We start from the raw sequence: 24,433 nt of genomic DNA, 5'->3' as shown, positions 1-24,433 counted from the left end.
GCTCGATAGCCCCGGCTGCTCAGAATTCCACTTCCAGTTCGACGATTTCGTCCGGCTCGGCGATCGCGCCGGCTGTCCATTCGATCATGAGCGGCCAGGACAAGACGGTGTCGGCGTAAGCTGCCAGTTGCGGTTCGAGTTCCACTGCATAAGTGCGGAACCGCGCGCAGACCGGCGCGTACATGGCGTCGGCAATGGTCGGAGCACCACCGAAGAGCCAGGGGCCGCCACTGGCATCCAGCATTCGGTCCAGATCGTCTTGACGCGCTCGACATCCGGCCGCGCCCCCGAGAAGATCTTGAAGCTCTCGTGCCTTGACTTCAAGTTCATCGGCAGTGCCGAACGCAGATTGTGGAAGCCCGAATGCATCTCGCCGGAGACGGATCGGCAGCGTGCGCGTATTGCCTGCGCAGCGGGCCAGAGGCCGGCCTTGGGAGCGATCTCGTGCAGATATTCGGCAATCGCCAGCGTATCCCACACAGTGACATCGTCGTGGGTCAGTCTTGGGACGAGCACCGAAGGCGAAAGCAGCAGAAGCTCCTGACGGGCATTGTCATCCAGTTCGACGAGCACTTCGGTGAAATCTAGCCCCGCCATCCGGCACAGGAGCCAGCCGCGCAGCGACCACGAGGAATAGTTCTTCGAGGAAATCGTCAGTGTCGCTTGCGTCATTCTACCCACATCCTTCGAACAACATTGCTTTCGCAGACAATCTTCTCGCATCGCAAGAAATATTGCACTAGCATTTTTGCATCGTGAAATTCTGTCGCGATGCAGGAGACGCGTCATGCTCTACCAGGCCTATCAGTTCCAGGATGACCTCTTCGCCCCGATACGCGATTGGGCGCGACGCCTCGAGATGTTTTCCTCGAGCTTCTGGAGTGGTGACCTGAGCCGCTACTTCGAGGCGGCGATGGAGATGATCTCCCGGTTCCAGCTCACTCACGAACGTCCGGACTTCGCCATAACATCGGTGACGATCGGCAATCGCGAGGTGCCGATCACCCTGGAGACAGCCCTCGATCTGCCTTTCGGCAAGCTGCTGCATTTTTCCGCGGACGTCGATACGAGACGGCCTCGGGTGCTCGTCGTCGCCCCGCTCTCCGGCCATTTCTCGACACTTCTGAGGGGGACGGTGCAGACGCTGCTGCGCGACCACGACGTCTATATCACCGACTGGGCCAACGCTCGCGACGTTCCGCTTTCCGCCGGACGCTTCGGCATGGACGATTACGTGGACTATATCATCCGCTTCCTGGAGGAGATCGGCCCAGGCGGACATATCCTTGCCGTCTGCCAGCCCTGCGTCCAGGCGCTCGTGGCCGTTGCCGTGATGTCGGAAGCTAGGCATCCCGCCACGCCAAGAACAATGACGCTGATGGCCGGTCCGGTGGACCCGCGCGAGAGCCCAACGAAGGTCAACGAACTCGCCGTCTCGAAATCGCTCGCATGGTTCGAGAATTCGCTGATCAGCTGCGTTCCGTTGCGCTTTGCCGGCGGCGGGCGGCGGGTCTATCCGGGCGTCGTCCAGCTCAGCGCCTTCATGAGCATGAACATGGAGCGCCACCAGACCGCCCATCGCAAGCTCTTCGAGCACCTGGCAAAGGGCGAGACGGCCGAAGCCGAGAAGATCAAGACCTTTTACAACGAATATTTCGCAGTGCTCGACCTTACGGAAGAATTCTATCTCGAGACGATCGACCGCGTCTTCCAGAAGGCCGAACTGGCGATGGGCGAGTATACCCATCGCGGGCGTAAGGTCGATCCGGGCCTGATCCGCAACACGGCACTCCTGACGGTCGAGGGCGGGCGCGACGACATCTGCGCCCTGGGCCAGACCTCGGCCGCCCACGACCTCTGTCGTTCGCTGCGCCCTCACCTGAAGCGCCACCACCTGCAGGCCAACGTCGGACATTACGGCGTCTTCAACGGCCGCCGCTGGGAGAAGGAGATCTACCCTGTCGTGCGCAACATGATCCTGGCGATGGAGTAGGAGACCCGCCCGACCGCCTGAAGGCCTGCGTCCCTGTGACCACCTTCAGCCAGATTCGAGATACGCAAACGCCCGCTGTACTACAGCGGGCCTTTCTGCAATCGGCCGACAATCCGCGCTGGCGAATAAAGCGGTCACAGCCTTTGGGAAATGCCGCTCGCATAGGCCAGCTATCCCCAAGGGGGGGGGCCGATCCGCCTACCTAGCTCTTAATGTCGGAGTGGATGGCCCTGAACGGCATCGAAATGTGCCAGAATGAGCTGTTGAGATCTCAATCGGAGGGGCCGCCGATGGACAAGATTATTCGTATTGGCATGGATACGTCAAAACATGTTTTTCAGCTGCATGGCGTGAATGCTGAAGAGAAGTCGGTCTTGCGTGAGAAAATGCGGCGCAAGGAGATGATCGACTTCTTCACGACCTGCCCGCCAACTTTGGTCGCGATCGAGGCCTATGGTGGTTCGCATCATTGGGCACGGCTGCTCGCCTCATTCGGGCATGAGGTAAAAGTGATCGCACCACAACTTGCTAAGCCTCTGGTCGATCGGGTCCTGCCTGCCGTCAGCGGCACAGACCATGTCGTATTGGAATTAGCCGGAAGACTGAACCTCCAACACTGCACGAAAGCATAGGCGAACTTTCTCATTCCACATAACGTCGCTCCCGCGCCACTGCCATTTCGCAGGATCGAAAGACCGTTCAAAAACGGTGTATCCGCAGGCCGAGCAGTTTTTCGGAGACAACGACCACGACCACGACCAGCGTCATCACGATAGACAATGTCGATACTGACGCCGCCTCCGGGGTAAAGTTCGTCCTGAGATAATCGTAGATCTGGATCGGAAGCGTGGCCGTTCCGACATTCTTCAACATGAACGATATCGTGAAGAGGTCAAACGAGATGATGAACGCGAACAGGCAGCCGCCGATCACGCCGGGCTTGATCAACGGCAGCATGATACGTCTGAACCGCGTGAATGGTTCCGCACCAAGGCTGCGGGCGGCAAGGCTCCATGACGGTTCATAGGCTTCCATCGCCGCAGACACGTTGATGAAAACGAAGGGCAGCGTCATGAGCACATGCCCAATCAGCATGCCAGCCATTGTCGTCGTGCCGATGCCGATAGCGTAGACAAAGAACAGAAGCGAGATCGCTGTCAGAACTTCCGGCAAAAGCAGCGGCAACAGCATCGCAAGCCGGACACTCTCCTTCCATCGTCCCGCATGCTGCGTGTAGAACATTGCAGCCATCGTGCCGGTAACACCCGAAATCAGGGTCGAGACGGCTGCGACCCAAAGCGAGGTTCGGATGGCACGCCAGAAGACATCGTTATGGAAGAAGACGACATACCATCGAAATGAGAAGCCTTGGGGCGGAAAGGTCAGAAATGCGCCCGCGTTGAAGGAGGCACCGACGACCACGAGAATGGGCAGCAAGAGAAAGCTGTAAATCATGAGGCAATAGCCATTCAACATATGCTTGGACATCAGCTCATCTTCCATTTCATGCGGGTAAGCCGCGCAAAGATCACGACGATCACCGCTCCAGTGAGGGAAAGCGTCAGCGCCATGGCGGAGCCGAATGGCCACTGGAATGTGTCGATCAGCGCGTCAACGACGCTGACTGCCATCGTCTTCACCCTCAGGCCACCGATCAGGGCGGGAGTCACATAGGCGCTCAATGAAAGCACGAACACCAGAATGCAGCCCGCCTGGATACCCGGCATGGCCAGCCGCAGGATTACGCGCGTGAAGACCGTCAGCTTTCCGGCGCCAAGCGAGCGTGCGGCCGACGTCAACGATGGGTCGATCCCCTGCAGCGCGCTCATCAACGGCAGGATCATGAAGGGCAGGAAGACGTGAACGAGCGCAATGACGATGCCGAGGACGTTGTACATCAGGCCGACCGGACGATCGATCAGGCCCAAATTCATCAGCGTCTTGTTGATGATGCCGTTATTCCCAAGAAGGATCGTCCACCCGTAACTGCGGATGACAATGCCGACGAGAAGCGGCGACAGCACGAGCCCAATTTCGTTCCCCTTGGTTATCTGGATCGAAGGCAGGTTATCGTCTATCCGATATTTGTCAAACCTATATTCAATTTTCAGTGGCGTTTTCGAAGCGGCCGTGGCATCTATGAAATCGAGGTAAGGGTGACAATCAATGACGTTGAAATTTGATGAGGTCGTGAGGGCTGGCATCGCCAAGCAGGTTGCGGAGAACATAAAGTCCGCCATCATGGATGGCCGCCTGAAGATCGACGAGCGGCTTCCCACGGAAGAGGATCTCGCGAGAAGCTTCGGCATATCGCGGCCAACCGTGCGCGAGGCGCTGAAACGTCTGGCAGCGCAAAATCTCATCCATTCAAGGCGCGGCCCGCTCGGCGGAAACTTCGTCAAGAGGCCGGATCCGGAAGGGCTTTCCAAAGCGATCACCGCAGCAGCAACCCTGCTAGTCGGCATCGGCGCCTTCGATATCCACGAGATCATTACGGCCCGCCTTGAGACGGAGACGATCTGTTGCAGGCTCGCCTGCGAAAATCACGGCGCTGCCGATCTGGAGCGAATGGCGGCGGAGATCGAGATCCAGCGCGACGAGACGATCAGTGACGAGGACTTCTGTGCATCCGACGTGCGCTTTCATCGTGCGCTGGTGGATTCCACCTGCAATGGCCCGCTGAAGCTCATGATGTACACGGTGATCGAGTCCTTCATCCCCATAACCAACATGATCGTGTTCCGGGTTCGCGAGCGTCGCAAGGTCGCTGGCTTTCACCGGCAGATCATGGAGGCCGTCGCCAAGCGCGACACCGAGACGGCGACAAAGGCATTGGCGGACCTGCTGGCCTACATTCGTAATAGCTACGCGACCGCGATGGACGCACGCGACAGGATGAAGGTGGCGCCTCAGACCTGACAAGACGAACGGCCGACTTCAAGTGTGAGAAGGGGGACGCATGTCCGATACATTCCAGGCAATGGTCATCGACATGGCCGATGGCAAGCCGCAGGCGGGTTTCCGCCAGCTTTCACTCTCCGATCTGCCGGATCATGATGTTCTCGTCGAGGTGCATTATTCGACCGTCAATTACAAGGATGGTCTGGCCCTGACCGGCAAAGGACGGATAGCCCGGCGTACTCCCATGGTCGGAGGTATCGACCTTGCCGGAATCGTGGTTGAATCCCGATCGGACAAATGGGCGCCAGGCGACAAGGTCATCGTCAATGGCTGGGGTCTGTCGGAAACAGAATGGGGCGGATATTCGCGATTTCAGCGCCTGAAAGCGGAATGGCTGATCGCGCTGCCCGAAACCTTCAGTCTTTCGCAGGCAATGGCAATTGGAACGGCCGGTTACACGGCGGCGCTTTGTGTCAATGCGCTTGAGGATTGGGGTACGATCGCCAACGACGATCGCGAAATTCTCGTGACCGGTGCGGCGGGCGGTGTCGGCTCGGTGGCGATCAGCCTGCTCGCTGACAAGGGTTACAAAGTAACCGCATCGACCGGACGCTCGGAAACATGGGACTATCTCGGGTCGCTCGGCGCGAGCGCTTTCGTTGACCGGGCATCGCTTTCAGAAAAGGGCAGCCCTCTACAAAAGGAGCGCTGGGCCGGCGTGGTTGATTCCGTCGGCTCGACGACGCTTGCAAACGCACTTTCACAGACCGTCTACGGCGGAGCGGTTGCTGCCTGCGGCCTTGCGGGGGGCGCAGACCTGTCGGCAACGGTGCTCCCGCATATCCTGCGCGGCGTGGCACTGCTTGGCATTGATTCCGTTGTGGCGCCGATGCCCAAACGGATCCGCGCATGGCAGACCCTGGCCGAACACCTGAAAGTGGAAAGGATCGGGACATTGGCGAGGATCGAGCCCTTCTCCGAGCTTCCGAGCCTCGCTCAGGATATCGTCGAGGGCAAAATCAGGGGGCGTGTCGTGGTGAAGATAGCACCGTAAGGCTGCTCCGGCGCGCGATCTGCCGCCCTACCGCAAATCGCCATTCCACCTGAATTTCCTGGCCCAGCTGCGTCAGCAAGTTTTTCTTCTGCGGGAGGCGAACGGATTTGGATGGGTAGTAACCGATGGTTGGGACACAAGACATTGAATCCGGATATCATCACCTGAAAACAAAGCCGGCCGCAGGAGAGAGCGGCAGGCCGATTAGAAAATAACCTGCGGGAAATCGCTGGCGGACGTGGCGGCGGCCATCTTACTTCAGTCGGACCAACAGTTCGTGCGCTACGGCCAAGGCTGACGCAGGATTCTGTCCGGTAATCAGCTCGCGATCTGTCACAACACGGGGTGAGAATGCTGTGTCAGCTTGACTGTACTGGCCGCCCGCTCGGGTGAGTGCATCCTGCGGACAGAATTTCATCGCATCGCCACCCAACAGGCCTTTGGCCATTTCTTCCTCCTGGTTGCTGAAGACGGTGAATCTGTAGCCAGCATAGGCCCAGTTCGTTTGCGGTTTTTCTGTTCCGCTCGTCTCGAACTGCCTGATAAAGGCCTGGGCGTCGGGCAGCGTTGAAAGCAGAGCGATAGGACCATGGCAGTCCAAGGCGGTCGGCTTGCCGGTCTCATGGAAGTAGGTCAGCAGCTTGCCGAGTTCGGAACTCACCAGAAGATCTTGCATGGGAGCATGACCGCCCGGATGCGGCGCTTTCAAGAAGCGCCGCGTAGAAATTTTGGTTCCGACAGAAAGGCGTCAGGCGCCAGCGATCTGCGTATGGGTGGCAAGCTGCTCATCGTGGTTATTGAACAGCACATGCACGGCGTCGTGCCCTGCCGGTGTGTAGTTCTGCAACGTGGCCACCACATGGGTCTCCGAGCCGGTGTTGACGCTGATCTTCGTCGAATTGGCTGCGGTGTCGACCGCTGCCGTCATCGACGCGACTGCACTCGCCTCGGTCATGCCCGGATGTTCTCCGACCAGCGCGTTCAGCAGGTTCGAGACATCCAGCTTGTCGCCCTCTCCCTTCGGGCTGAAGTCAGTGATGACATCAGCCATGTTGAGGTTGTGCAGCGCCTTGGCATCGAGCACGAAGGTATCCGCGCCAGCGCCGCCGGTCATTGCATAACCGCCACCGCTTATCAGTGTGTCGTTGCCGTCGGTGCCGTAGAGGTGGCCGATCCCGCTGAAGTCGATCTCGGCAGATGCGCCGTCGTGACCGAGCGAAAAGTCATTGGCTGAATATTCGCCGCTGAGGCCGACGGAGGCGGTATGAGTGCCGTCGGTGACTGTCAGCACGCCGCCTGTCTTCGCCGCGTTCTCGGTATAGGAGAAGCTTGCGGTTGCGGCGGAGATGTCGCCGAACCGCAGGGCGTCGTTGCCGTCGAGGCCTGCGATCGTGCCGGTGAAGGCGGTCGCGTGGTCGATCGTGATCGTAGCCTGGGCGTTCTTACCAAGCGTGATCGCTTCGTTGAACGAGCCACCGATTTCGAGGCCCGCGTGACCCGACACCAGCACGATGCCGCTGCCGCTGACATTGCCCTCGAGGTTGACGTTGCCGCCATTCGCCCACACGACGCCGTTGTTGACAACGTCGCTGTGTATATCGAGACCGCCGGTGCCGGTCGCTTCCAGCGTGCCGGTATTACTCACCGCGTGGGCGCCGCTGTCGATGACGAGCGCGTGGCTGCCATTGGCAATGATCGTGCCCTCGTTGACCAGCGTCAGATGGCCGTCGCCGAGCTGGCCGGCACCGGAGATGGTATTGTCGACATTCGTCAGGGTAATGCCGTCACCGCTGCCAAAGATGACGTTATGCGCATCGTCGGACAAGATTACCGTGCCACCGCCGGTCAGCGTGAGGCCGCGCTGCACGATTTCGAGGGCCGTCTCGCTGCCGGTCGAGGCGAGATGGATGCTCCCGGTGTTATCAAGCGTTCCGCTGAACGGCATCAGCGCGCCGTCGGCGAGCACCATGTCCCCGGCATTATGCGTTACGACCTCTTTGTTGAAGAGGAAGTCGTCCGCCGTCAGAGCCGCGACGCTCACGCCTGTCAGCGTAATGGTCTCGCCATTGCCGAGCGTGATGACGGCATTGCCGGAGGCATCGGTCGACAGATGGGCCAGCACATCCGCGAAGCTATTGAAGCCTGCAAAGCCGATCAGGTCGATCTTGTCATGCGCCACATCGAAGTTGTGCACGACGTCCTTGCCGATAGTGTTCGCAAAGACCAGCGTGTCATTGCCGCTCGAGGCGGTCAGCGTGTCGTCGCCCGACCAGGCAAAGATCGGCGAGCCCTTGGCATAGGCTTCGACGTTGTCGGCCACAGTTGCCATCCCGGTCGAACCATCGGCATTGGTCCAAGTCTCAGTGACCTGGAGAACCACCGCACCGGTTACGTCATCGGGCGAAGTCACCGTCAGCGAGGACGGATTGTTCGTCACCACGGTCCAGGTGCCGTCGGCGTTGTGTGTGCCTTCGCTGAGCACCCATCCCGCCGGCAGACCGGCGATGCTCACCGTGATCGCTCCGACGTGGTGCGACGGATCTGCAAGCGCAAGGTTGATGGCCTCGCCGGAGGCGCCGGCAGGCATACCTGGGGGCTGCAGCGTGACGTTCGCGGAAGCGAATCCGCCATCCCCATCGGTGATGGTGAAATTAACAGTCCTGCCATCACCCGAATTCGCGGTCGATTTGAATTGAATGTTTTTCAGGAGTGCCGTTATCGCAAAGGGTGTAGCGCCATACGAGGTGAATGCGATCGTCAGTGTCGCGTTACCATTGCTCAGCGTGTAGGTGCCGAATTTCGTCGCACCTTGATATATATTGCTTCCATTAACACTGATATAGCCTTGACTCAAAATGCTCAACTTGTCCGAAGCACTCTGCGAGCTGATGGTAAGAGTTCCACCATTAAAATTGGACGAATCGGTGTCTGTCACAAGAGCATTAGGCGCCAGATTAATGGTTGTATTCCTTGTGTAACTAAGCGATTCATTATTTCCGCTGGCTCCCGTGTCAAGATCCAGTACTGGCGCCACATTTTCATGTGGAGCAACAGTGATCGTCGTCGTACTTACACTACTATCGATTGTTCCATCATTGACAGACCAGCTGATCGTCCGAGTGGCTGTGCTGGAACTTGTCGATGAGAACATTACGCTGTCCAAGACTGCCTGGTAATGCGCCAGTGTGTCGCTGCCCGTTAGTGTCAATACACCTGTCGCAGTATTGTAGTTTGCCGTAATCGATGTCCCCGCGACCGTTGCCGTTAGTGTGTCTCCGCTGACAAAGCCTCCTGATACTGAAACCTTGGCCGATACCAGCATCGTATTATCAACATCATTTGCAGTCGTCGTGCCTGATAGAACTACCGCAGCATTTCCAGCATTATATGATGCCGTCGTAGCAACATTATTCAGCGTCGGTGCGTCGTTCGCTCCATTGATGGTTACGACGACATCCTTTGTAACCGTTCCGCCATGACCATCACTCAGTATCAGGGTATATATCTGATTAATATGATCATTTACGCCAAATGATTGGATCGCGCTATCGTTGACGCTGAACGTCCAGTTAACCTTGTTATTGGTGTTATCGACGCTAGCATTGAACGTACCATAGTAGTTGCTACCGACAGGCGCCGTATAGCTAACGGTATGTGTATAAGATGCATGTGTATCCGTGAACGCAATCGAACCCGTCGTCGTTTCAACACCTGGTGTTGCGGCAATCGATTTTACGGAGACGTCGTCGATATTAAAATAGCCAAAAGGTTGATTTGGCGACCAGAATTTTATGACCGTACTAGAACTCGTGGCGACGAAGTTGACGGTATAGAGCGTGTACGGACCGACACTCGAATAATATGTATAACTGATAGCCTGCGTTTGAGATCCTGTCGTAACGTCGAAAATTGCCGTCCCACTGCCCGCCAGACTGGTGGAAAAGTCCTGCATGTAAAAGGAGAGTTTATATGTCTGACCCACAACCGTCGATATCGTCTGCGAAAGCGAGTTGTTGGTCGAGCTGGTATTCGCAGTGAGCATTACAGACGTGCCGTCAAGTCGACCGGCATTTACCTCGAAGGCTGCTCCAGTGAATGACCAGCCATTCGGATAGGTATGGCCTCCGGAGAAGTAATAATCCTGGAACCCGCCATTCGCTATAAGCTCCGAACCTACGTTGTACGACGCATCCTCCGTTACAGACCCCGTTGTCGTCCCCGTGCCAAAGACCGGCGCGCTGTCGACACCCGTGATCGTGACGGTGACGTTGTGCGGCGTTCCATCGGCTGAGGTGATGGCCAAGGTATCGGTCAGCTTGGCGCCAGCCGTCAGCGCTTGAACCGCCGCGTCATTGTTGTTCAGCGTGTAGGTCCATGCTCCCGTAGCCGAGCCATCATTGGTAAAGGTAAACGTCCCATGTGCGCCTGCGATCGAATTTGAAGACGCAGTCGTGAAGGAGCTTTGGTTTGCATCGACGTCAGAAACGGTAATCGCGCCGCTGATCGGAGCGGTGCTGCCCTCCAGAATGTTTCCGGTATCGCCAGTAAAGGCCGGCGCATCATTCGTTCCGTTGATCGTGATATCGATCTGCTGCTGCGTACCGTCGGCAGTCGTCACGGTGATCAGATCGTGCAGTGTCGTGTTGCTGCCGGTGCTGTTCAAGGCCTGGACGGCATTATTGCTGTTGTCCAGCACATAGTTCCAATGACCATCAGCGCCGATGGTGAAGTGACCGTAGTTCGTCGCCACGTTGTTTTGCGCTGCAAATGAGGGATCGCTGTCGACGTCCATCGACGAAAGCACTCCGCTCGTCGTCGGTATCCCGGCCGTACCGTTGTTGACGCCGCCGGCCTCCGTCACGCTCTTGGCAACATCGCCAGTGATCACGGCAGCGTCGTTCGCTCCGTTGATCGTGATATCGATCTGCTGCAGTGTGCCATCGGCAGTCGTCACGGTGATCAGATCGTGCAGCGTCGTATTGCTGCCGGTGCTGTTCAGCGCCTGGACGGCATTATTGCTGTTATCCAGCACATAGTTCCAATGACCATCGGCGCCGATCGTGAAGTGACCGTAGTTCGTCGCCACGCTGTTTTGCGCCGTAAAGGAGGGATCGCTGTCGACGTCTGTCGCCGAAAGCACGCCGCTCGCCAACGGTACCCCGGCCGTCCCGTTATTGACGCAGCCGGCTTCCGTCACGGCACCCGCCACATCACCGCTGATCACGGCTGGATCGTTCACACCGTTGATCGTCACCACGATGTCATGGGTCGTTCCGTCGACCGATGAAACCGTAAACGTATCGGTCCTGGTCTGGTTCGCACCCAGGCTCTGCACGGCCGACAGGTTGTCATCGACCTTGTAGCTCCAGTTGCCGTCCGCATCGATCGTCACCGCACCGAGATGCGTGCCGTCCGGATTTATGGTCGTTGCCTGGAACTTGCTTTCGCCCCGATCGGCATCGTTGACCAACAACTGTCCGCTTGTCTGCAGAAAGCCGCCGACAACGTTCAGATCTTCCGTGACGGCGCCGGTCTCGGCCCCGGTAAACACCGCCGGGTGATTGATGTGATCCACGACAATGGTGAAGGTGCCCGTGCCCAAGGTCACGGGGTCGCCATCGGCGTCCGTCGCCTTCACGTATTGCGAGAAGTCGAGCGTCTGGTCCTTGGCACCGTCAAACACCTGGTTCAGCACCAAGCTAGCATGGCCGGCGCCGTCGACAGTCAACGTAAAGACCGTATCGCCGGCCGCCGAGCCGACAATCATATGCCCGTCCGTGCTGGTAAGCGTGACGGCCGCGCCGTTGTAGGTCAACGGGGTGCCACCTGTCAGGATACCGGAAGAGGTACCGGCCGCTATGGCATTCACCGACCACGCCAATGGACTGTCGGCACCGGAAATTACCAGCGAAGTCAGGTCCGTCGCCACCACTGCAGAATGCGAGCCGGCCGTCACCACGCCATCGTCGGAAACGGTTGCGGAGATCCCTGCACCGGTCAGCTCCGGCGCGTCATCGGCAATGTTGAACGTCAGAGTCGACTGGCTTGTCCTGCCGTTCATGTCGGTCACCGTGTAGGTGAACTGATCCGTATCCCCCGATGCATTCAAGCCCGGATGAGTCAGCGTGTATGTATATGCGCCATTCGCGTCGATTGTGAGATCGCCATAGGAGCCATGGATCGTCGTCGTCTGGCTGTCCGGAGCGGTTTGATCGACTGTTACGGCATTGTTGTCGGCGCCTGTGACGCTGGTGATATGCGGATTGTCGAATGTCCCAAGGACGATGCTCCCCGCGGCCGTCAATTGACCGGGTTGCGGATCGGAGCCGGTCGCAAGATAGGCTTCCGACAGCGGCGTTGTATCGATCGTCGGGGCGAAGACGACCGGCGCGATGACGGTGGACGTCGTCTGCGTCACGACATCGTTGAAGCCCTGACCGTCCGTATAGCTCACTGTCAAGATCAGTGAATGCCCGACATCGGCACTCGTCACCGTATAGGACGATGCAGTTCCGAGAACGGTATGCGAGCTGTCGTCCGCCCAGCTCCACGCATAGGTCAGGCCCGACTGCCCGCGATCTGGATCGTCTGCCGCAACGGCGGCGTTCAGCGTGTCGCCCGCGACGATCGCTTTGCCTGTATGCGTGGTCTGATCGGCGACCGAGATCGCGGCCTTGCCATCGTCGATGGCCGTAACGTTGATCGCCATCGTATGAGCAGTCGACGTATTCGCGCCGCCATTGGCAGTGCCGCCGTCATCCTGCACAGTGAAGCTGAAGCTCTCGGTCTCGGTCGGACCGGCAAATCCCGCCGAAGGCGTGAAGTGCAGCGTCGTAAGCGCGCTGGCAGCGATATGCTGCCCCACGGCAACTGGTGTCGAGCCAAGATAGAGCGTGCCATCCGTCGGCAGGCTGTTGATGGTGACGTAGCCCAGCTTATTGCCGTCGATGCTGTCGCTGAAGGCGAAATCCGTCGATTTGAAGTAATAGTCCGCGTCTTCACTGGTGACGACGCTTCCATCCGCCGTGGTCGGCGCATGGTTTACGCCATGGACGGTAATGTTGAAGGTGCCGCTGGATTTGCTGCCATCCCCGTCGGTGACCGTATAGCCGACCGACAGGACCGAGGACTTGCCGAGCGGCAGGGCGTCGAACACCCCACCTGGCGTGACGGTCACATGGCCGGCGTCGATCGTGACGATGGAAGTGCTCAGCGTCGTTCCCGTGAGAGGGCCGCCGGCGCTGACGCTGTCAACATGGATCGCACCGCTCTGGGCCGCTCCGTCGGCACCAAAAGCGATGGTTCCGGCAGAAAGAGTGAAGATCCGGTTGCTGTCGTTCTCATACATCGATCCCAGCGAAAGGGTGCTGGCGATCGGCTTGTCGTCGTTGATGTTGAAGGTCAGTGTTGCCGTCTGGCTTTCACCGTCAATCGGCGCATCGCTGACTTTAACGGAGAAGTCGTCATGCTTGCCCGCGCCGCTCGTCGCACTGGTCAGCGTATAGGTGTAATTGATGGCCGTCGTGGTGACGCTGAGGATATGCAGCGTTCCGTGGGCGCCCTGAATGGTGGCATTGGTATCGCCGCTAGCTATCGCGACGCCGACATTGAATGTATGGCCGCCGATTGTCACCGTCGAAGGTGTATCGCCTGCGGTGATTGCGATGCTCCCCGTATGGACGTTGGCGACGCCGGCTGTCCCCGTGCCACCTGGCAAGCCGCTTTCGCTGACACTTGACACGAGGCTCGCCGAAGAGATTGTCGGAAGACTGTCCGTCGCCGACTGAACGACAATGGTTGCGGAACCGCCGCTCAAGGTGACGGAATCGCCGTCGAAATCCGTCACCGTCAGATATTTCGAGAAGTCGAGCGGCAGCGTCTTGCCGCCGTCGATCGCATGGTAGAGATCGAACGTGGCATGGCCGCTGGCAGGATCGACAGTCAACGTAAAGACCGTGACGCCTCCTGCCGAGCCGATGATCGTGTGTCCATCCGTGCTGGCGAGCGTGATGGCCGTGCCGTTGTAGGTCAGCCCGGTACCGCCAGTCAGGTTACCGGAAGACGTTCCGGGGGCAACCGCGTTCACTGACCAGGTCAACGGGCTGTCGGCGCTGGCGTGGACGAGCGAGGTCAGATCTACCGTTGTCTCGGCAGGATTATGGGTGGGCGTCGTCGTCGTGTCGGTGACATGGACGTTGTCGACCGTGACTGTCAGCGAATTGTCATGCGGATCGATCTCGACCGACGTCAGTTGTTTGCCTTCGAGTGCCGTCCCGGCGGCCGAGAAGGTCTTGCCGGTAGTCGTCACCGAATACGTGTGGCCTTGCGCATCGGTGCCGATGATCGTGACCGTCTTGGACGACACGCCTTTGTGGTCAAACACACCTATATCCATCTGGGTGAGGACAAAGGTCGTTCCCGTGTTGGACACGAGCACGATGTCGCCGCCCTTGAACGACGAGCCCACATGGCCGCCGCTGACGCTGCCTTCAGTAACCGTCAATTTGGCAGCAGCAGGGTTCACCGTGTCGAAACCGATCGTATAGGATGCCGTCGTCACCACCGGAGCATTGATCGCCGTTTCCGATACGGTCGCAGAAACCGAGGCATGATCAGCCAGCGTCGGCACATCATCGGTGATGTCGACCGAGAAGCTCTGTGTACTGCTCGTGGTGTCCCCATCGCCGTCATGTCCGGCAACCTGGAAAGTCAGCTTGATATCCGAGAGGTTGGTTTGACCGTTGACGTCGTCGAGCGACTTGTAAAGCGTGAAGTTGTAGGCGCCGTTGGCGTGGCCGCTGTCCTGGGTCAGGACAACCTTGAAGACCCAGCTCGACTGGTCGGCGGCATCGCTGCCGGTATAGGCGATCAGCGTCATGCCGTCGCCGCTGAGCGAGTAGGACAGCGCGTGGCCGCCAGAGCTGAGCTTTGTCGCATCAAACGTCTGATTGTTGCCGTAGCTCGCGGTGAAATAGCTGCCGTTCGAATGCGCTACGAAGGCGGCAGCATGGGCGGCCGGGCCGTCGGCGCCGAAGGCAAGATTGAGCGCAACCGCGCCAGTGCTGATGCCTGAAGGCGACAGCGAACCCGTATTCGTCAGAAGGTCATGCTCGGCAAGTGTCTTCGTCGATATGGCAACGCCGATCGACGGGCCGTCATCATCGAAGCGAATGCTGCTGCCGATGGAAACCGACTTGGCGACGGTATCGCCGTCACTATCGGTCGCGCTCAGAACCGCCGAGAGCTTGCCGGTAAGATCGACCGTATCGCCGTCCGATTTAGACGTGTTCGGATTGGCAAGGGACATGTACTGGGCGATGCTGACCTTGCCGCTGTTGTCGATCCGGATCGCAAAAGCGATTTCGCCGTCGGCGATCTTGCCGACAACCGTGCCATCGGCGAGCTGCGAGAGCGTGATCGCCTGACCTGCCGTCGTCGTCAGCCCGGAGTCGGCATTGTCGATATGAAGCGTCAGGCTGCTCGTCGCGCCCGACGCATCGTCGGCGCCTATCGAGACCGACGGAGAGACGATATTATGTTGTGCGTAGACCGTCGACATGTGCGGATCGTTGCCGCCGGTGATGCCGGCAAACAAGCTCTTCACCGAGAAGCTGGCGTTGACGTCGTTATCACCGCTGCCGCTCTCGTCGATCGTGATCGAGCCCGTCAGGGCCAGATCGACCTTCGGTACGTCGTCAACGATCGTGATGTTCAAAGCGCCGGTCAGCGTCACGCTGTCGCCGTCGCCGTCAGTCGCCTGGATGACGGAACCGAAGTCGATGACCGAGATCGAGCTATTGCCCGAGCGCAGATCGTTGCCGGGACCTGCGACGTTGTCGAGCTGATCGTACTGCTGGAAGGTGAAATTGCCGTTGCTAGACAGCGACAATGACAGGACCGGACGGTCGAGAAGCGGATTGTAGCCGCTGTGGTGGTCATTATCGACATAGCCGATGATCACATTGTTGATGACAGCATAGGAGAGCGCGCCGCCACCCGAAGTCAGATGCAGGGCGGTAAGCGTCAATGCCGCATTGGCCGTGAAGCTGAAGCCGCCACCGATCGCTGCGCCGTCAGCACCGAAGGAAACGGTGGATGCAACGGAGCCGGATACCGTGGCCGCAAAACCGAGACCGAAGAGTGCCGGCTGCGAGGATGATCCGTCGTGTGTGCCGTCGAGCGGACTGTTGCCATGCGACAGGAGATTGTAAATATCGCCCTCGTCGGCCCTGGCCGCGATAGTCGTGCCGGAGGCAACCGGAACGTCGTCGATGATGGCGATCGCGAGCGCCCCCTCCGCCGTATCGCCGTCGCCATCCGTAACTGTGAAGCCGAAATTCAGCGTCATGCTGTCTTCGGTCGTCGACGACGCCGAATGAACGAGCGGCGCATCCGCGGTGAAGCTGTAGGAACCGTCCGAATTGATCGTCAGAACCGCAACGGTGGCATGGCTGGAGGCGCCGGTTGCCGTCCAAGTCGTCACACCGTTCGCCGCTGACGACGTCCAGGATACCGATTCTTGATGGCCGATGCCGTGGCCGTCGAGGTAGATTGCCTTCAGCGTCGGCAGGCTGTCCATCGACACGCTCATGACGCCATCGGCACCGGCGGAGAACAGAGCCCCGGCACCGCCGTTGATCGTCTTCGCGTCGGCGGCGCCATCCGGGTTGCCATGCGCCTGCGCATCGTCGTTGAGCGACGTTAATGCGGTATCGACCTTAAAGGCGATCGGCGCGTCGTCCTTGACGGTAACCGTCAACGCGCCATTGGCGGTATCGCTGTCACCGTCGGTGACCGTGAAGTTGAAGGTCAGATCCTGCGTATTTTCCGCGGTCGGGCTTGCCTGATGCGCGACCGGCGCGCTGAGCGTGAAGCTATAGGAACCATCCGCGCCGATCGTCAGCGTCGCGACCGTCTGGCCGCTGTCCTTGCCCGTCGCGATCCAGACCGTCTCGCCACCCGCCGCAGTCATCGGGCTGCCCCAAACGACCGACTCGACATGGGCAAAGCCATCCTTGCCGGTATAGATGGCACTGAAATCCGTCGTCGCTCCGAGCGTTACCTGATGAACGCCATCCGCGCCACCCGTGAAGAGCGTGCCGCTCGTGCCACTGACCGTATCGGTATCGGTTACGCCAACTGTGTCGGGATTTCCGCCCTTCAGGGCATCGTCGTTCAGCGTCACGCTGGTCACAGCGACGGTGTTTGCCAGCGGCACGTCATCCGTAACATGAAAGGTCAGCGAGCCGGTGGATGTATCATTGTCACCATCAGTCACTGTGAAGGTGAAGGTCAGCGGCAAGCCTTCTTCCGTCGTGCCGGAGGTCGGATGGACAAGCGGCGCACTGGTGCTGAACGTATAAGAGCCGTCGGCGTTGATGGTCAGCGTAGCGACCGTCTCATGGTTGGTACTGGAAGCAATCCAGGTCGTCGCACCACCGGAAATCGTCGGCTTGCCCCAGATGACGTCTTCCTGCTGCGCGAACCCGTTGGCATCGACATAGATCGTCTTCAAAGCCGGCAGGCTGGACTGATCGATCGAGACGCTTGCAAAACCGTCAGCACCAGCGCTGAACAACGCACCGGCAGCGCCCGAGACGCTATGCACGTTGGCGCCGTCGGCATCGAGGTTTCCGCCGATCTGCGCGTCGTCGTTGAGCGTCGAGGCGGTATTGTCAACCGTGTGAGCGATCGGCACGTCATCCTTGACGCCTATCGTCAGCGAACCCGTTGTCTTGTCGCTGTCGCCATCGGTGACGGTGAAATTGAACGTCAGGGAGAGGGTCTCTTCGGCGGTTTGCGCGGTCGGATGCACAAGCGGTGCGCCGGTCGAAAACGTGTAGGAGCCGTCGGCATTGATGGTCAGCGTGGCGACGGTCTCGTGATTTGCGCTGGAAGCAACCCAGGTCGTCGCGCCGCCGGAAATCGTCGGCTTGCCCCAGGTGACGTCTTCCTGATGCGCGACGCCGTTATCATCGGTGTAGATGGTGGTCAGCTGCGGCAGATCCGAATGAGCAATCGTGACACGCTTGAACCCATCTGCGCCCATGTTGAACAGGCTGCCAGATGCGCCGCTGACGCTGTTGTATTCGTCAGTCTTGTCGGGATTGCCGCCTGGGAACATATCGTCGTTAAGGAGGCGATCAGCGGTGGCATTGTTGGCGACCGGGAGGCTGTCGGCGACGTTGAGCGTCAGCGAGCCCGTTGCCTTGTCTCCGTCACCGTCGGTAACTTCGAAGCCGATCTTGAAATTCTCGTTATCGGAGCCCTTGGCGTCAGCGAAAGCGCCAGATTGGACATAGGTGTAGCTGCCGTCGGCATGCACGGTCAGCGTGAAGATGACGTGGCCGGAATCCTTGCCGGTCGCCGTGTAGACCGTGTTACCGGAATCGTCCCTCGAGGTGTTGTAGGATAGGCCTTCCTTGTGGGCGACGCCGTTATCATCGATGTTGATGGCTTTGAGACCGGTTGGATTGGTGAAGGTCAGCCGCGCGAAGCCATCGGCTCCGGTCGTGAACAGGCTGCCCGATGCGCCACTGACGCTGTTGGAGTCAGTCTTGGCGCCATCCGGCTTCGAACCTTCGCTCGGCTGCTCGAGAAGCAACGGGACGGGAGGCAGATTCGGCCCCGAGGGGGTCGACGTGGTGTCGTGAAGGCTGCCCGAGTCGACCGTCACATCATTGGCGGCCGGAAGGCTGTCGGCGACGTTGAGCGTCAGCGAGCCTGTTGCCTTGTCGCCATCACCATCGGTGACTTCAAAGGCGATCTTGAAATTCTCGTTATCGGAGCCCTTGGCATCGGCGAAAGCGCCAGACTGGGCATAGGTGTAGCTGCCGTCGGCACCGACGGTCAGAGTGAAGAGAACTTGGCCCGACTCCTTGCCAGCTGCGGTGTAGATCGTGTTACCCAGATTGTCCGTCGTGGTGTTATAGGACAGACCTTCCTTATGAGCGACGCCATTGGCATCGATGTAGATGCCCTTGAGGCCAGTCGGATCCGTGAAGGTGACCTGCTGGAAGCCGTCGGCGCCGGCAGTAAACAGACTGCCCGATCCGCCGCTGACGGTGTCGGCGGCGCCCTCCGGCGGCGTCGGCCCTTCGCTGAGCTCGACGGGTGGGCGGGGCGGCATCTGCTCAGCGGCCGTCGTGTCGTAAAGGCTGCCCGTACCGACGGTGACATCACTGGCGACGGGCTTGTCGTCGATGACGGTGACGCTGAAGGTGTTCGAGGCGGTATCGCCATCAGAATCGGTTGCCGTGTAACCAAAGGTCAGCTTGATGGCATCCGATCCCTTGGCGTCATCGAGCGATTGCACCAGGGTGAAGTTATAGTGACCGTTGTCGGTGTCGGAGACGGTCGCGTAGAAGACGATGTTCGAGCCGACCGCACCCTTGGCATCCACGACCGCTGTCGGAGCGGCCTCGCCGGTGTAACCGACGAGTGTGCCATCGGCCAGCAGCACCGTGTGAACGGCCTGACCATGCGAACTCAGCGTCTCGCCATCCTGGCCCTCTGTCGTGACACTAGCGCTGGTGAAGGCAACAGACCGATCGCCGGCACCGCCTTTATCCGAGTTGGCATTGTCGGCGCCCCAGGAGATGTTGAGCGAACCGGTGGTCGCCGTATCGCTTTCGACATGCGGGTTTTCATTGCCGCTCGCCAGCGCGCCTTCGGTGACCGAGCCTGCATCACCGGCTGCCGCGACCGGCTTGTCGTCAGCGACGATGACGGTGAAGCTGTTCGAAGCGGTATCGCCATCAGAATCGGTTGCCGTGTAGCCGAAGGTCAGCTTGATGGCATCCGATCCCTTGGCGTCATCGAGCGACTGCACCAGGGTGAAGTTGTAATGGCCATTGTCAGTGTCGGAGACCGTCGCGTAGAAGACGACGTTGGAGGCGGAGGTCGCGGTCGGCGCGGCCTCGCCGGTGTAACCGACCAGTGTGCCATCCGCCAGCAGCACCGTATGAACGGCCTGACCCTGCGAACTCAGCGTTTCACCATCCTGGCCCTCTGTCGTGACACTAGCGCTGGTGAAGGCGACCGAGCGGTCGCCGGCGCCGCCCTGGTTGGTGTTGGCGTTATCGGCACCCCAGGAGATGTTGAGCGAACCGGTGGTGATGGCATCGGCCTCGACATGCGGGGTCTCGTTGCCGCTAACAAGCGCGCCTTCGGTGACCGAGCCTGCATCACCGGCTGCCGCGACCGGCTTGTCGTCGGCAATGGTGACGGTGAAGGTGTTCGAAGCAGTATCGCCGTCAGAATCGGTCGCCGTGTAACCAAAGGTCAGCTTGATGGCATCCGATCCCTTGGCATCGTCGAGCGATTGCACCAGGGTGAAGTTGTAATGGCCGTTGTCAGTGTCGGAGACCGTTGCATAGAAGACGACGTTAGATGCAGAGGTCGCCGTGGGAACGGTTTCACCGGTATAGCCGACGAGCGTGCCATCGGCCAACAGCACCGTATGAACGGCCTGACCATGCGAACTCAGCGTTTCACCATCCTGGCCCTGTGTCACTACCGTTGTATTGGTGAAGGCAACCGAGCGATCACCGAGGCCGCCCTGATTGGTATTGGCGCTATCGGCACCCCAGGAAATGTTAAGCGAGCCGTTGGCCGTCGCGGCGCCCGTGTCATGGCTTAGGGCTGCGTTGCCGGCAGCCAGCGCTGCCTCGGTGACAGAACCCCCAGTTCCTGCGGCCGCAACCGGCACGCTGTCTGTGATGTCGACATTCGCGATGGACGCAACCGTATGACCGCTCGTGTCGGAGACGGTGTACCGGAATTGAAGCTGAAGTACATCGCCCGATGCATTGGCGCCGCGGGGATGGTCGAGGGCAGCGAGCTGAGTAAAGGTGTAATCGCCGGTCGAAGCGTTGAATACCAGCGTGAAGACCGCGACGCCATTGGCCGTGCCGGTAACAGTCTGGCCGTTCTGGGTGACGACAACGGGAACGCCGCCGGAGGTTAGACCCGACAGCTGCTGCGTGCCGCTGCCGGTGATTTCTGCCTCGCCGACCAGCGTGACGGTGGTGATCGCGGCATTATTGCCACCGAAGCCGAAGCGACCGGTGCTGCTTGTCGTGAGAAAGGCGCCAGTGCTGCTGCCGCGTTCGATCAGCGAAGCCGTTTCGGTCGCCTGCTGATCGATGAAGGGAACGCGAGTCTGCGTGCCAGATAGATTGCGGCCGTTACCGCCACCGATTATGTCGCCAGGACCAAGAAGGCCAAGCAGATTAAGCGGCGTGCGGGGGTTCCCAGCCTGGCTGTCCGTGAACTGGTGGCCGGAATCCGTGCTGTTGCCGGCATGAACCGAACCATCGGGACCTTCAGCGACATTGATGCCCTGCTGCTGCAGCGCGGCGACGACGGCCTGCTGCGGCAGCGTGACCTCACCGATCAGGAAGGTTGGAACGTGCAGCGCTCCGTTGATAATGACGATGCGCGTACCGTCGGCCTGGATGAGAACAAGGTTACGTCCCTCGACATGAATATCGTCGATGGAAGTGTTCGGCGGCAGATGAACGACATTGCCATTGTCGGGTACGATCTGGAGCGGCTGACGAGCGCCGGGGTTTTGCGGCTCGTTCGCGGCAAGTCGCCCTGTCTTGCCATTCGCCTGCTGCTCCTCGGCTTGTGCCACTTCGAATGCAGCGACATCAGCATTCTGCGACAATGGCAGCAAATGATCGGCGCCGATATCGGCCGTAACGCCCGTGTCCCGGCCGCCTGATGCGAAATCATGCGAAGCAGCTTCGTGGTCTACGGTCGAAATGCGCAAGTCGTCCATGGGTCTGGCTCCCGGTGTCTCGTAATTTGCCGCAATCAATTACGGGAGCTGGCTGATTGCAATACTTCATTAACCTCACGGATATAGCCGGTTATGCAGCACGGCAGAATTATTTTACCGATGGTTAACTCAACGAAAGAACAACTCGTTAAGTATACTGCTTGACTTTACGTCAGCCGCAGTGTGCAAATGCGGCCCGACTGGCTGTTGCAGTCTGCCGTAGAGAATCGGGGGGAGTAGTTGTGCCGTTTGCGATCAGCCTTTCATTGAGCCTTTTGACGGAGTGGCTGCCGCGCAGACCGCGTTGGCGACCAGCATGCGGTGCCGCCCTCATTCTCTGTGCCGGCCTCGCCGGCTGTCAGATGGACGGTGTGGGACTGGAGAACAACAGCAAGAAAGACGACATAAAAATGCCGTCCACTGCCATTGAAGAGAGCTATGGCGGCGACGGCGGCACCGAAATCACGCTATTGCTGCGCAAGGGTGCGGCAGGTCTCTATGAAGGCCCGGCACGCGATGTGCGCGACGGGGCAGTGCTTGGCGTCGGCGAACTCGGCAACAATCAGGTCCGGTTGCGCGTCAAGAATGTCGGCCCTGGACTTGCCGGCGTTGCCGCACAGGTCACTGCGGCCAAGGCCCGGAATGCCGCGCTGATCGTCAGCTATCTGCCGCCGGCCGAGACGGCCTCCATCGCTGCCATTCCAACCACCCAGCGTCCCCCATTGCTTAACCTTGCGGGTGCGGCGACCGGCGGAGACGTCTTCAATCTGGCCTCGGATGAGATCGACAGCGCGACGGAAGGCGTCAAGGCGGCCGGTCCTTCGGGTCACAAAAAGGTATCGGCGCTGGTGCCCGCTGATTTTCCTCAATCCGACGCAACGAGATTGGGCAGCGCCATCTGGAACGGTGGCAACACCTTCATGGGCCTTGGCCGTTACGGCGCAAGTGATCAGTCCTCCGATATCCTGACCAAGAACCGGCCGCTCATCCAGTCGGCCGACATCGTGGTCATTCTCGGCAACACCCCGGAAATCGGTATGGCCGCAAATGCCGTTCGTAGCGCAGCCATTCCCGGTCAGACGCTGGTCGGCACCAACAACTGGCCGCAATCGGTCTATGCGACGCCCGCCGTAGCGGGTGCGTTCGTCGCGACCGACGACACGCAGAGCAGCGGGCTCATTACCGAGCGCTATCAGCGCCATTTCAATCACCCGCTGACGACCTACGGCGCCTATGGCTACGACGCCATGGCGATCGCCTCCGGCCTGATCCGTTCCCAGGGACCGCAGGCCATCACTGCAGCCAATTTGAGGAACAAGGTGGGCTTCCGCGGCACGACCGGCCTCTTCCGCTTCAATGCCGCCGGCCAGGTGGAGCGCAGAATGGTGATCAATACGATCGACGGCGGCACACTGAAGGTTTCCGCACAGCCCTCACAATCGTTCTGATGCCGGCAGGCTCATCGAGCACATTGGTAACGAGACGCGCTTCGTCATCACGATAGCGCCGCTTCATCTGATCCTGAGTCAAGACGGGCCACTTTAGTACCCTTGGCGAAATCATCCTTAATTCTTTCTCATCGTATTTCGTACAATTTTATACTTATTTGATCGCTTAATTTATACTTAGTTTATCTATATATCCCAACGCCATATTCAGAAGTATCGCGCACTATTCTCTCAATCAGAGGGAATTTAGCGCCAATGGTACGCAAGAACAAAAAAACTATACTTGCAGCACTCGCTGCAGCTTCCTTTGCCTTCGGTCTAGCCTCACCGACCACCAGCATGGCGGCGACCGACGACACTGTCCGGCCCGTCGTCAAGCTGTTTCAGGACCCGCTGGTCCATACGGCCATCGATCTCTTTGCGCCCACCATCGGAAACGCCGCAAGAGCGATCAGTGGCATCGACCTGGCGGCATTGAACAACAGCCTCGCAGTTGCGCCGGGCGGCCTTCCGCACAATGACTTGACTGCGTCTGAGCCGGTACGCCCCGCAAAACCGAGCAGCGCTCCTTTAGGCGACTCTGTATTCGGAACTGTCGCCATTCCGTTCAAACATCTTGCCGCGCTCAACAATTTCGCAGGCCCGCTCGCGGAAATCCGGTCGGGCAAGTCGCTCGATTGCGGAACAGGTGGATGCAATGCAGCCGAAACCGTCATCGCGGCCGCCGAAACAAAGATTACCGGCGCGTCGATCCGCGACAAGATCAATACCATCAACTACACGGTCAACCATGCCATCCGCTACGCCAGCGACATGGAAACCTATCATGTAGCAGATTACTGGGCGAAACCGAGCGAAGCACTGTCGCATCAGCGGGGCGACTGCGAAGACTACGCCATCTTGAAGATGGCAGCACTCTATAAGGCAGGCGTCGATCTCGACCATATGACACTGGTGGTCTTGTTCGACCAGCAGCGGCATTTCTACCACGCTGTCCTGTCGGTCTCCGTCAACGGTAATAATCTTATCCTCGACAACATGCGCGACGAGGTCTTGTCCGACAAACGGATTGCAGAATATCTGCCGCTCTATTCGATCGTTGCTGATCGCGGCTATCTGCACGGTTCGCGCGATCCTCACGCACAAGCGGTTGCCGCCGCAGTGCCGCTCGCCAAGGTGGTCCCCGGCGAAGGCGAAGTTCACTAACCGAACCCGCCCCCAGGCATTTCGGGGCGAGCGTCGCGCATAAT

Annotated in this window: 8 protein-coding genes and 3 pseudogenes; 6 read left to right on the top strand and 5 right to left on the bottom strand. The window is 59.3% G+C overall.

The window, feature by feature from the left end; all coding sequences use genetic code 11:
- Positions 1-19: 19 nt before the first annotated feature.
- Positions 20-672: pseudogene (locus DQ393_RS26530) on the bottom strand (glutathione S-transferase).
- A gap of 115 nt (positions 673-787) precedes the next feature.
- Between DQ393_RS26530 and DQ393_RS26525 the strand changes: the two are divergent.
- The gene (locus DQ393_RS26525; protein WP_112344678.1) at positions 788-1,993 is read left to right on the top strand and encodes a polyhydroxyalkanoate depolymerase; all 1,206 of its coding nucleotides are present in this window, start codon (positions 788-790) and stop codon (positions 1,991-1,993) included.
- Between the two features lie 290 nt (positions 1,994-2,283).
- Positions 2,284-2,541: pseudogene (locus tag DQ393_RS26520) on the top strand (IS110 family transposase); the annotation flags it as partial.
- Between the two features lie 151 nt (positions 2,542-2,692).
- Here DQ393_RS26520 and DQ393_RS26515 read toward each other — a convergent pair.
- Both DQ393_RS26515 and DQ393_RS26510 read right to left on the bottom strand, forming a co-directional pair.
- A complete protein-coding gene (locus DQ393_RS26515) occupies positions 2,693-3,481 on the bottom strand; it encodes an ABC transporter permease (protein ID WP_112344677.1) in 789 nt (262 codons plus the stop codon).
- Positions 3,481-4,017, bottom strand: coding sequence for an ABC transporter permease (locus DQ393_RS26510; RefSeq protein WP_245430463.1), 537 nt, complete (start codon positions 4,015-4,017; stop codon positions 3,481-3,483). Before DQ393_RS26510 ends, DQ393_RS26515 begins: the two co-directional genes overlap by 1 nt.
- A gap of 142 nt (positions 4,018-4,159) precedes the next feature.
- Between DQ393_RS26510 and DQ393_RS26505 the strand changes: the two genes are divergently transcribed.
- Both DQ393_RS26505 and DQ393_RS26500 read left to right on the top strand, forming a co-directional pair.
- Positions 4,160-4,912 carry a FadR/GntR family transcriptional regulator gene (locus DQ393_RS26505; protein ID WP_112344676.1) on the top strand — a complete coding sequence of 251 codons (753 nt, stop codon included), beginning with the start codon at positions 4,160-4,162 and terminating at the stop codon, positions 4,910-4,912.
- A 40-nt stretch (positions 4,913-4,952) separates the two neighbouring features.
- Positions 4,953-5,948 carry an MDR family oxidoreductase gene (locus tag DQ393_RS26500; RefSeq protein WP_112344675.1) on the top strand — a complete coding sequence of 332 codons (996 nt, stop codon included), beginning with the start codon at positions 4,953-4,955 and terminating at the stop codon, positions 5,946-5,948.
- A 253-nt stretch (positions 5,949-6,201) separates the two neighbouring features.
- Here the strand turns inward: DQ393_RS26500 and DQ393_RS26495 are convergent.
- Together DQ393_RS26495 and DQ393_RS26490 are read right to left on the bottom strand one after the other, a co-directional pair.
- Positions 6,202-6,642 (bottom strand): annotated as a pseudogene (locus DQ393_RS26495) (type 1 glutamine amidotransferase domain-containing protein); the annotation flags it as partial.
- Positions 6,643-6,696: 54 nt separating this feature from the next.
- Positions 6,697-21,735, bottom strand: coding sequence for a VCBS domain-containing protein (locus DQ393_RS26490; protein WP_112344674.1), 15,039 nt, complete (start codon positions 21,733-21,735; stop codon positions 6,697-6,699).
- A gap of 410 nt (positions 21,736-22,145) precedes the next feature.
- On the opposite strand from DQ393_RS26490, the gene DQ393_RS26485 reads away from it, so the two are divergent.
- Entirely contained in the window at positions 22,146-23,183 is a 1,038-nt protein-coding gene (locus DQ393_RS26485) for a hypothetical protein (RefSeq protein WP_145644300.1), read from the top strand.
- A 255-nt stretch (positions 23,184-23,438) separates the two neighbouring features.
- The gene (locus DQ393_RS26480; RefSeq protein ID WP_112344672.1) at positions 23,439-24,389 is read left to right on the top strand and encodes a transglutaminase-like cysteine peptidase; all 951 of its coding nucleotides are present in this window, start codon (positions 23,439-23,441) and stop codon (positions 24,387-24,389) included.
- The last annotated feature ends 44 nt before the right edge of the window (positions 24,390-24,433 follow it).

It is taken from the genome of Martinezella tropici, assembly GCF_003287875.1.
GTDB lineage: Bacteria > Pseudomonadota > Alphaproteobacteria > Rhizobiales > Rhizobiaceae > Rhizobium > Rhizobium tropici_C.
Note: the sequence above shows the minus strand (reverse complement) of the source record. Positions and strands in the feature narration are given on the sequence as shown.

What these genes read in the sequence shown, in the direction of transcription:
- DQ393_RS26480 (WP_112344672.1), top strand. Translation starts at nt 23,439, where the DNA reads ATGGTACGCAAGAACAAAAAAACTATACTTGCAGCACTCGCTGCAGCT.
- DQ393_RS26505 (WP_112344676.1), top strand. Translation starts at nt 4,160, where the DNA reads ATGACGTTGAAATTTGATGAGGTCGTGAGGGCTGGCATCGCCAAGCAG.
- DQ393_RS26515 (WP_112344677.1), bottom strand. Translation starts at nt 3,481, where the DNA reads ATGTCCAAGCATATGTTGAATGGCTATTGCCTCATGATTTACAGCTTT.
- DQ393_RS26490 (WP_112344674.1), bottom strand. Translation starts at nt 21,735, where the DNA reads ATGGACGACTTGCGCATTTCGACCGTAGACCACGAAGCTGCTTCGCAT.
- DQ393_RS26485 (WP_145644300.1), top strand. Translation starts at nt 22,146, where the DNA reads ATGCCGTCCACTGCCATTGAAGAGAGCTATGGCGGCGACGGCGGCACC.
- DQ393_RS26525 (WP_112344678.1), top strand. Translation starts at nt 788, where the DNA reads ATGCTCTACCAGGCCTATCAGTTCCAGGATGACCTCTTCGCCCCGATA.
- DQ393_RS26500 (WP_112344675.1), top strand. Translation starts at nt 4,953, where the DNA reads ATGTCCGATACATTCCAGGCAATGGTCATCGACATGGCCGATGGCAAG.